The organism is Pseudomonas sp. REP124 (assembly GCF_020164475.1).
GTDB lineage: Bacteria > Pseudomonadota > Gammaproteobacteria > Pseudomonadales > Pseudomonadaceae > Aquipseudomonas.
Window position 1 is genome coordinate 1 of record NZ_JAIQWX010000214.1, and the last position, 7980, is coordinate 7980.

Here is a 7980-nt window from a genome sequence, read left to right on the forward strand (position 1 = left end):
TGACACACCCTCTTCGCGGGCAAGCCCGCTCCCACAGGGATCTGCATTGAATTCAGACCCTGTGTAGCCCCTCCCCGATCAGCGTTGTTCGATTGGCACGAACTTGCGCTGTTCGACGCCGGTGTATTCGGCGCTCGGGCGGATGATGCGGTTGTTGGCGCGTTGTTCGAACACGTGTGCGGCCCAGCCGGTCAGGCGCGAGCAGACGAAGATCGGGGTGAACAACTTGGTCGGGATGCCCATGAAGTGGTACGCCGAGGCATGGTAGAAGTCGGCGTTCGGGAACAGTTTCTTCTGCTCCCACATAGTCTTGTCGATGGCTTCGGACACCGGGAACAGCACCTTGTCGCCCACTTCGTCGGCAAGCTTCTTCGACCAGCCCTTGATCACTTCATTACGTGGATCGCTGTCCTTATAGATCGCGTGGCCGAAGCCCATGATCTTGTCCTTGCGCTCCAGCATGCCGAGGGTGCCCTTGATCGCGTCTTCAGGCGACGAGAAGCGCTCGATCATTTCCATCGCGGCTTCGTTGGCGCCGCCGTGCAGCGGGCCGCGCAGCGAGCCGATGGCCGCGGTGACGCAGGAGAACAGGTCGGACAGGGTCGAGGCACACACGCGAGCGGTGAAGGTCGAGGCGTTGAACTCGTGCTCCGCGTAGAGGATCAGCGAAACGTTCATCACCTTGACGTGCAGCTCGCTCGGCTTCTTGCCGTGCAGCAGGTGCAGGAAGTGGCCGCCGATGGACTGCTCGTCGCTCACACATTCGATGCGCTTGCCTTCGTGGCTGAAGCGATACCAGTAGGTCATGATCGCCGGGAAGGCGGCCAGCAGACGGTCGGTCTTGTCGCGCTGCTCGGAGAAGTCGTTCTCCGGCTCGATGTTGCCCAGGAACGAGCAACCGGTGCGCATCACGTCCATCGGGTGGGCGTCGGCAGGGATGCGTTCCAGCACTTCTTTCAGCGCTTGCGGCAGGTCGCGCAGCTTGCTCAGCTTGGCGACGTAGGCAGCCAGTTGCGCCTTGCTCGGCAGTTCGCCGTACAGCAGCAGGTAAGCGACTTCTTCGAATTGCGCGTCAGCCGCCAGTTCGCGAACGTCGTAGCCGCGATAGGTCAGGCCTGCGCCCGCCTGGCCCACGGTGGACAGTGCGGTTTGCCCGGCAACCTGGCCACGGAGCCCGGCGCCACTGAGTACTTTTGCTTCGGCCATTTGCTGTCTCCAGTCTTCTTGAATTTGTCAGAGATATTTCGTCAGTACGCGCACCTGTGGGAGCGAGCCCTGCTCGCGATGGTGGACGCCGCACCGCGGGGCATCAGGCACCCTGCGTTTTCGTTGACGTCCATCGCGAGCAGGCTCGCTCCCACAGGTCACATGTACAGGTACAGGTACAGGTACAGGTTGTTCATTACTTCTTCGCGGCAAACAACGCATCGAGCTTCTGCTCGAAGGTGTGGTAGTCGATGCGATCGTAAAGCTCCATGCGGGTCTGCATGGTGTCGATGACGTTCTGCTGCGTGCCGTCGCGACGGATCGCGGTGTAGACGTTTTCCGCGGCCTTGTTCATCGCGCGGAAGGCCGAAAGCGGATACAGCACCAACGATACGTCGGCACCGGCCAGCTGCTCGGTGGTGTACAGCGGGGTCGCGCCGAATTCGGTGATGTTGGCCAGGATCGGCGCTTTCACGCGGCTGGCGAACAGCTTGTACATTTCCAGCTCGGTGATGGCTTCCGGGAACACCATGTCGGCGCCGGCCTCGATGCAGGCGGCAGCGCGATCCAGGGCGGACTCCAGACCTTCCACCGCCAGGGCGTCGGTACGGGCCATGATCACGAAGCTGTCATCGGTGCGGGCATCGACGGCGGCCTTGATGCGGTCGACCATTTCCTGCTGCGAAACGATTTCCTTGTTAGGACGGTGGCCGCAACGCTTGGCGCCGACCTGGTCTTCGATGTGAATCGCCGCCGCGCCGAACTTGATCATCGACTTGACGGTACGCGCAACGTTGAACGCCGAGGAACCGAAACCGGTGTCCACGTCCACCAGCAGCGGCAGGTCGCAGACGTCGGTGATGCGACGCACGTCGGTCAGCACGTCGTCCAGACCGGTGATGCCCAGGTCAGGCACACCGAGGGAACCGGCTGCCACGCCGCCACCGGACAGGTAGATGGCTTTGAAACCGGCACGCTTGGCCAAAAGTGCGTGGTTGGCGTTGATCGCGCCGACCACTTGCAATGGATGCTCGCTGGCGACCGCATCGCGGAAACGCTGGCCTGGAGTGCTCTTGTTGGAACTCATGACTCACCTCGTTTGGCTGTCGGGTTGGCGCCGTCCTGGTAATGACGGGCGATGTTGCGTTTAGAGGCGCCGATGTGACGACGCATCAATAGCTCGGCCAGCTCACCGTCACGGTCGGCGATGGCATCGAGAATTCTGTGGTGTTCGGCAAAGGCCTGGTGCGGGCGATTGGGCGTGGTGGAGAACTGGATGCGGTACATGCGCACCAGTTGATACAGCTCGCCGCAGAGCATTTGCGTGAGGGTGCGGTTACCGCTGCCCTGGATGATCCGGTAGTGGAAGTCGAAATCGCCTTCCTGCTGGTAATAGCCGCGGCCGGCCTGGAAAGCCTCGTCGCGCTCGTGGGTCTCGAGGACGCGGCGCAACTCATCGATCTCTTCGACACTCATGCGCTCGGCCGCCAGGCGGCAGGCCATGCCTTCGAGGGACTCGCGGATTTCGTAGAGTTCCAGCAGCTCGGCATGATTGAGCGACACCACACGGGCACCGACGTGCGGCACGCGCACCAGCAGGCGCTGGCCTTCCAGCCGGTGGATCGCCTCGCGCAGCGGACCGCGGCTGATGCCGTAGGTACGGGCCAGCTCCGGCTCGGAGATTTTGCTGCCCGGCGCAATGTCGCCTTTGACGATGGCTGCCTGAATGCGGCGGAAGACGTTCTCGGAAAGCGTTTCCGTATCGTCTGAGGCAGTGATCGGGGGATCGAGTTGATCCAGCATATTGTCGACACCTTGAAAGCTGATGCGGCAAAAACTAACGAATTCAGCCATCGCAGTCAAAGGATAAATGGAAATTGTCGACAATCGTCTAATAACCACTTGCACCATAACGAAGCGTTTTATCGACTTTCAGGTGCCGGGCAGCGCTGGCGCCATAAAACCACCGTGCTAGAATGCCGCCCGCATTTGTTTGTCACATCTGCACTGTCTGTCATAAAACTCTGATAGGCATACGAGGAGCTTGCGCAGCAATGCCAGGGTCTTGAATCGAAACACGGACCGCTGCGCACCAGGATTTATGAGACTCAAGCTGCCCCCCGCCTTCCTTTATGTACTGTGCCTGCCCGGGCTTGCCGTCGCGGGGGAAAAGACTGTGTATGGTCTCAATGAGTACGCATCGCTGGGCGGCATCGACCTGGAAGTGGCGGCCAAGCTCGATACCGGGGCCAAGACCGCTTCCCTGAGCGCACGCGACATCAAGCGTTTCAAACGTAATGGCGAATCCTGGGTACGCTTCTATCTGGCGATCGACACAGCGCATTCGCACCCGATCGAGCGACCGCTGGCCCGGGTCAGCAAAATCAAGCGCCGCGCCGGCGACTACGACCCGGAAGAAGGCAAGAAGTACACCGCACGCCCGGTGATCGAGCTGGATATCTGCATGGGATCGGCTCTTCGCAGCATAGAAGTGAACCTGACCGACCGAAGTGCGTTCCAATATCCGCTTTTGATTGGCTCCGAGGCGCTCAAGCGCTTCGATGCGCTGGTCGACCCCAGTCTTAAATACGCTGCCGGCAAACCCGCCTGCGCCACCGACGCTCATACCGCAGAGTAATTCCAATGCGCTCTCTTACCCTCCATCTGAAAATGCTGATCGCCATCCTGGTGGTGCTGGGCATTTCAGTCACGGCCTATCAGATCTTCGTACTGGGCATTCCCGTGACCGAAGACGCCACCGACGACTTGTGGAACATCGACGCCAAGGTCGAGTTCGTCGCCAGTGCCAAGGACCCGGTCAAGATCCAGATGTTCGTGCCGCCGCTGAGCCGCGACTACGTCAGCCTCAATGAAAGCTTCATCTCCAATAACTACGGGGTGGCGGTCAACCGGGTCGATGGCAACCGCAAGGTCACCTGGTCGGCGCGCCGGGCCAAGGGCAACCAGACGCTGTACTACCGCCTGGTGCTGACCAAGCGCTACAGCGCGGAAAAAACCAAGATCAAGGGCCCGACTTTCCGCGACAGCATCGCCGTGGAAGGCCCGGAGAAAGTCGCCGCCGAAGCCCTGCTCGCACCGATCCGCCAGCACTCGGCCGACGTCGAGACCTTCGTTGGCGAAGCGATCAAACGTGTCAACAATGTCAACGATGACAATGTGAAGCTACTGCTGGCGGGCGATCCGTCGACTTCGCAGAAAGCTCGCATCGTCGAGTTGGTGCTGTCCATCGCCCACGTGCCGGTGGAAAAAGTCCACACCATTCGCCTGGTCGCCGATCAGCCGCAGACCCCGGAACTGTGGCTGCGCAGCTTCAACGGCACCGACTGGCTGTATTTCAACCCGGAAACCGGCGAACAGGGCCTGCCGACCGACCGCCTGCTGTGGTGGACCGGCGATGAGAACCTGATCACCGTCGATGGCGGCAAGAAAGCCACCGTCACCTTCAGCATGAACAACAGCGAAATGAACGCCATTCGCCTGGCCAAGCTGACCGACGAGAACACCGACGCCAACTTCCTCGAATACTCGCTGTACGGTTTGCCGCTGCAGACCCAGCAGACTTTCATGATCATGGTGATGATCCCGATCGGCGTGCTGGTGATCCTGATCCTGCGCAACCTGATCGGCCTGCAGACCCTGGGTACCTTTACCCCGGTGCTGATCGCCCTGGCCTTCCGCGAAACCCAACTGGGCTTCGGCATCGTGCTGTTCACCATCATCACCGCGCTGGGGCTGTCGCTGCGCTCCTACCTTGAGCACCTGAAACTGCAAATGCTGCCGAGGCTGTCGGTGGTGCTGACGTTCGTGGTGGTGTTGATCGCGGCCATCAGCCTGTTCAGCCACAAGCTCGGCCTGGAGCGCGGATTGTCGGTGGCACTGTTCCCGATGGTGATTCTGACCATGACCATCGAGCGCCTGTCGATCACCTGGGAAGAACGTGGCGCCAGCCATGCCATGAAAGTGGCGGTCGGCACCCTCTTCGCCGCCTCCCTGGCGCACCTGATCATGAGCGTTCCGGAACTGATCTACTTCGTGTTCACCTTCCCGGCGATCCTGCTGATCCTGGTGGGCTTCATGCTGGCCATGGGTCGTTATCGCGGTTACCGCCTGACCGAACTGGTGCGTTTCAAGGCTTTCCTGAAAAAGGCTGACGCTTGATGTTCGGCTTCTGGAAGACCTGGAAGGCCCTGGAAGCCCGGGGCATCATGGGGATCAATCGGCGCAACGCGGACTATGTGCTCAAGTACAACAAGCGCAGCCTGTACCCGATTGTCGACGACAAGATCCTCACCAAGGAGCGCGCCATCGCCGCCGGCATTCACGTGCCGGAGCTGTACGGGATCATTTCCACCGAGAAGGAAATCGACAACCTCGACGAGATCATCGGCGGACGCAACGACTTCGTGATCAAGCCGGCCCAGGGCGCCGGCGGTGACGGCATCATCGTGATCGCCGACCGTTTCGAGGGTCGCTATCGCACGGTGTCGGGCAAGATCATCAGTCATGAAGAGATCGAGCACCATATCTCCAGCATCCTCACCGGCCTCTATTCGCTTGGCGGGCACCGCGACCGGGCGCTGATCGAGTACCGGGTGACGCCGGACCAGATTTTCAAGAGCATCAGCTACGAGGGCGTGCCCGACATCCGCATCATCGTGCTGATGGGTTACCCGGTGATGGCGATGCTGCGCCTGCCGACCCGCCAGTCCGGCGGCAAGGCCAACCTGCACCAGGGCGCCATCGGCGTGGGCGTCGACCTCGCCACCGGCCTGACCCTGCGCGGCACCTGGCTGAACAACATCATCACCAAACACCCGGACACCACCAACGCGGTGGACGGCGTGCAACTGCCCTACTGGGACGGCTTCATGAAACTCGCCGCCGGTTGCTATGAGCTGTGTGGCCTGGGTTACATCGGTGTCGACATGGTGCTGGACCAGGAAAAAGGCCCGTTGATCCTCGAACTCAACGCCCGCCCGGGCCTGAACATCCAGATCGCCAACGACTGCGGCCTGACCCTGCGCACCCACGCGGTGGAGGCACGGATGGAAGAGATGAAGGCCCGCGGTGTGACGGAAACCGTTGAAGAGCGGGTGGCGTTCGTTCAAGAGATGTTTGGGCATATCCCGCCAGTAGAAGGTTAACCCCTTCCCCTGTAGGAGCGAGCATGCTCGCGATGGTCGTCAACGATGACGCTGGAAACCTGACACCCCGCGGTGCTCTCAGGTTCATCGCGAGCATGCTCGCTCCTACAGGTCATCAATCTGCCAATCCCCGACATCCCCCTAGGAGCAATTCCCCGGGGAGACTACAATCGCCACCCCGCCTCGATGGCTGATCCAACCCGCCCATGTTGACCTGTTCCGTACACCCGCTGCCCTATCGCGCCAACCCCGCCGATTACTTCTCGGCCATTCGCCACGCCCCCGGCGCCGTGTTGCTCGACAGCGGTCGCCCCGCCGCCGAACGCGGGCGCTTCGATCTGCTCAGTGCGTGGCCGCTGGCTGAACTGACGGTGGCCGCCGAGGAAAGCGGTGGCGATTTCCTGCAACGCCTGCGGGAAAACCTCACGCAACTGGGCGAAGCTTCCCTGCCCGCGCCCTATGAATTGCCCTTCGCCGGCGGCCTGATCGGTTACCTCAGCTACGACTTCGGCCGTCATCTGGAACACCTGCCGAGCCAGGCTGCCGATGACCTGCAATTGCCCGACGCGCGTTTCGGTCTGTACGACTGGGCACTGATCAGCGATCACCAGCAGGCCACCAGTCAGCTGGTGTTTCATCCGACAGTGGCCGACAGCGAGCGCCAGCGCCTGATCCAGCTGTTCAGCCAGCCTGCCGTTGGCGCCTTCGAGCCATTCAAGTTGCAAGCGCCAATGAATGCCGATTTGAGCGCCGATCAATACCGACAGGCGATCGAGCGTATTCAGCAATACATCCAGGCCGGTGACTGCTACCAGGTCAACTTCGCCCAACGCTTCCGCGCGCCCTGTGAAGGTGATCCGTGGACCGCCTATTGCGCGTTGCGCCTGGCCTGCCCTACCCCGTTTTCCGGCTTCCAGAGCCTGCCCGACGGCGGCGCGGTGCTGAGCCTGTCACCGGAGCGCTTCGTCAGGGTCAGCGAGGGTCATGTGGAAACCCGCCCGATCAAAGGCACGCGGCCCCGCGGCGAAACGGCTGCGCAAGATGCAGCGAACGCCGCCGAATTGCTGGCCAGTCCCAAGGATCGTGCGGAAAACCTGATGATCGTCGACCTGCTGCGCAACGATCTGGGACGCACCTGCCGCACCGGTTCGGTTCGGGTCCCGGAATTGTTCAGCCTGGAAAGCTACCCCAACGTGCATCACCTGGTGAGCAGCGTCACCGGCGAGCTGGCGGATGAGCGTGATGCCCTGGACTTGATCGCCGGCAGCTTCCCCGGCGGCTCGATCACCGGCGCCCCGAAGATCCGCGCGATGCAGATCATCGACGAGCTGGAACCGACCCGGCGCGGCTTGTATTGCGGTTCGTTGTTGTACCTGGACGTGCGTGGCGAGATGGACAGCTCCATCGCCATTCGCAGCTTGCTGGTCAAGGGTGGGCAGGTGTGTTGCTGGGGCGGCGGCGGGATCGTGGCCGATTCGGAGTGGCAGGCGGAGTATCAGGAGTCGATTACCAAGGTGAAGATCCTCCTGGAAACGCTACAGAACCTGTAGGAGCGAGCATGCTCGCGATGGTCGTCAACGATAACGCTGGAAATCTGATGCCCCGCGTT

Annotated in this window: 7 protein-coding genes; 4 read left to right on the top strand and 3 right to left on the bottom strand. The window is 61.5% G+C overall.

What is annotated here, in order from left to right; genetic code table 11:
* Window positions 1-78: 78 nt before the first annotated feature.
* The 3 genes from prpC to K9857_RS28645 all read right to left on the bottom strand — a co-directional run bounded on the left by prpC (window position 79) and on the right by K9857_RS28645 (window position 3009).
* A complete protein-coding gene (prpC, locus tag K9857_RS28635; RefSeq protein ID WP_175378639.1) occupies window positions 79-1206 on the bottom strand; it encodes a 2-methylcitrate synthase in 1128 nt (375 codons plus the stop codon).
* A 196-nt stretch (window positions 1207-1402) separates the two neighbouring features.
* Window positions 1403-2293 (bottom strand): methylisocitrate lyase, encoded by an 891-nt coding sequence (gene prpB, locus K9857_RS28640; protein WP_077045475.1) that lies wholly within the window; start codon window positions 2291-2293, stop codon window positions 1403-1405.
* Window positions 2290-3009: a GntR family transcriptional regulator gene (locus K9857_RS28645; RefSeq protein WP_372242547.1), complete on the bottom strand. Its 720-nt coding sequence runs from the start codon at window positions 3007-3009 to the stop codon at window positions 2290-2292. The genes prpB and K9857_RS28645 overlap by 4 nt, the downstream gene beginning before the upstream one ends.
* A 298-nt stretch (window positions 3010-3307) precedes the next feature.
* Here K9857_RS28645 and K9857_RS28650 point away from each other — a divergent pair, with 298 nt between their 5' ends.
* The 4 genes from K9857_RS28650 (at window position 3308) to pabB (ending at window position 7921) form a co-directional block, all read left to right on the top strand.
* Window positions 3308-3844 carry an ATP-dependent zinc protease gene (locus tag K9857_RS28650; RefSeq protein WP_224541674.1) on the top strand — a complete coding sequence of 179 codons (537 nt, stop codon included), beginning with the start codon at window positions 3308-3310 and terminating at the stop codon, window positions 3842-3844.
* 5 nt (window positions 3845-3849) lie between these two features.
* On the top strand, window positions 3850-5385 hold the full coding sequence (locus K9857_RS28655; RefSeq protein WP_224541676.1) for an inactive transglutaminase family protein: 1536 nt from the start codon (window positions 3850-3852) through the stop codon (window positions 5383-5385).
* Window positions 5385-6371 carry an alpha-L-glutamate ligase-like protein gene (locus K9857_RS28660; RefSeq protein ID WP_224541678.1) on the top strand — a complete coding sequence of 329 codons (987 nt, stop codon included), beginning with the start codon at window positions 5385-5387 and terminating at the stop codon, window positions 6369-6371. The genes K9857_RS28655 and K9857_RS28660 overlap by 1 nt, the downstream gene beginning before the upstream one ends.
* 206 nt (window positions 6372-6577) lie before the next feature.
* A complete protein-coding gene (gene pabB, locus K9857_RS28665) occupies window positions 6578-7921 on the top strand; it encodes an aminodeoxychorismate synthase component I (protein ID WP_224541680.1) in 1344 nt (447 codons plus the stop codon).
* Window positions 7922-7980 lie beyond the last annotated feature (59 nt).

Excerpts from the sequence above, each read along its gene's own strand:
- K9857_RS28650 (WP_224541674.1), top strand. The coding sequence starts at position 3,308 with ATGAGACTCAAGCTGCCCCCCGCCTTCCTTTATGTACTGTGCCTGCCC.
- prpC (WP_175378639.1), bottom strand. The coding sequence starts at position 1,206 with ATGGCCGAAGCAAAAGTACTCAGTGGCGCCGGGCTCCGTGGCCAGGTT.
- K9857_RS28645 (WP_372242547.1), bottom strand. The coding sequence starts at position 3,009 with ATGCTGGATCAACTCGATCCCCCGATCACTGCCTCAGACGATACGGAA.
- K9857_RS28660 (WP_224541678.1), top strand. The coding sequence starts at position 5,385 with ATGTTCGGCTTCTGGAAGACCTGGAAGGCCCTGGAAGCCCGGGGCATC.
- pabB (WP_224541680.1), top strand. The coding sequence starts at position 6,578 with ATGTTGACCTGTTCCGTACACCCGCTGCCCTATCGCGCCAACCCCGCC.
- prpB (WP_077045475.1), bottom strand. The coding sequence starts at position 2,293 with ATGAGTTCCAACAAGAGCACTCCAGGCCAGCGTTTCCGCGATGCGGTC.
- K9857_RS28655 (WP_224541676.1), top strand. The coding sequence starts at position 3,850 with ATGCGCTCTCTTACCCTCCATCTGAAAATGCTGATCGCCATCCTGGTG.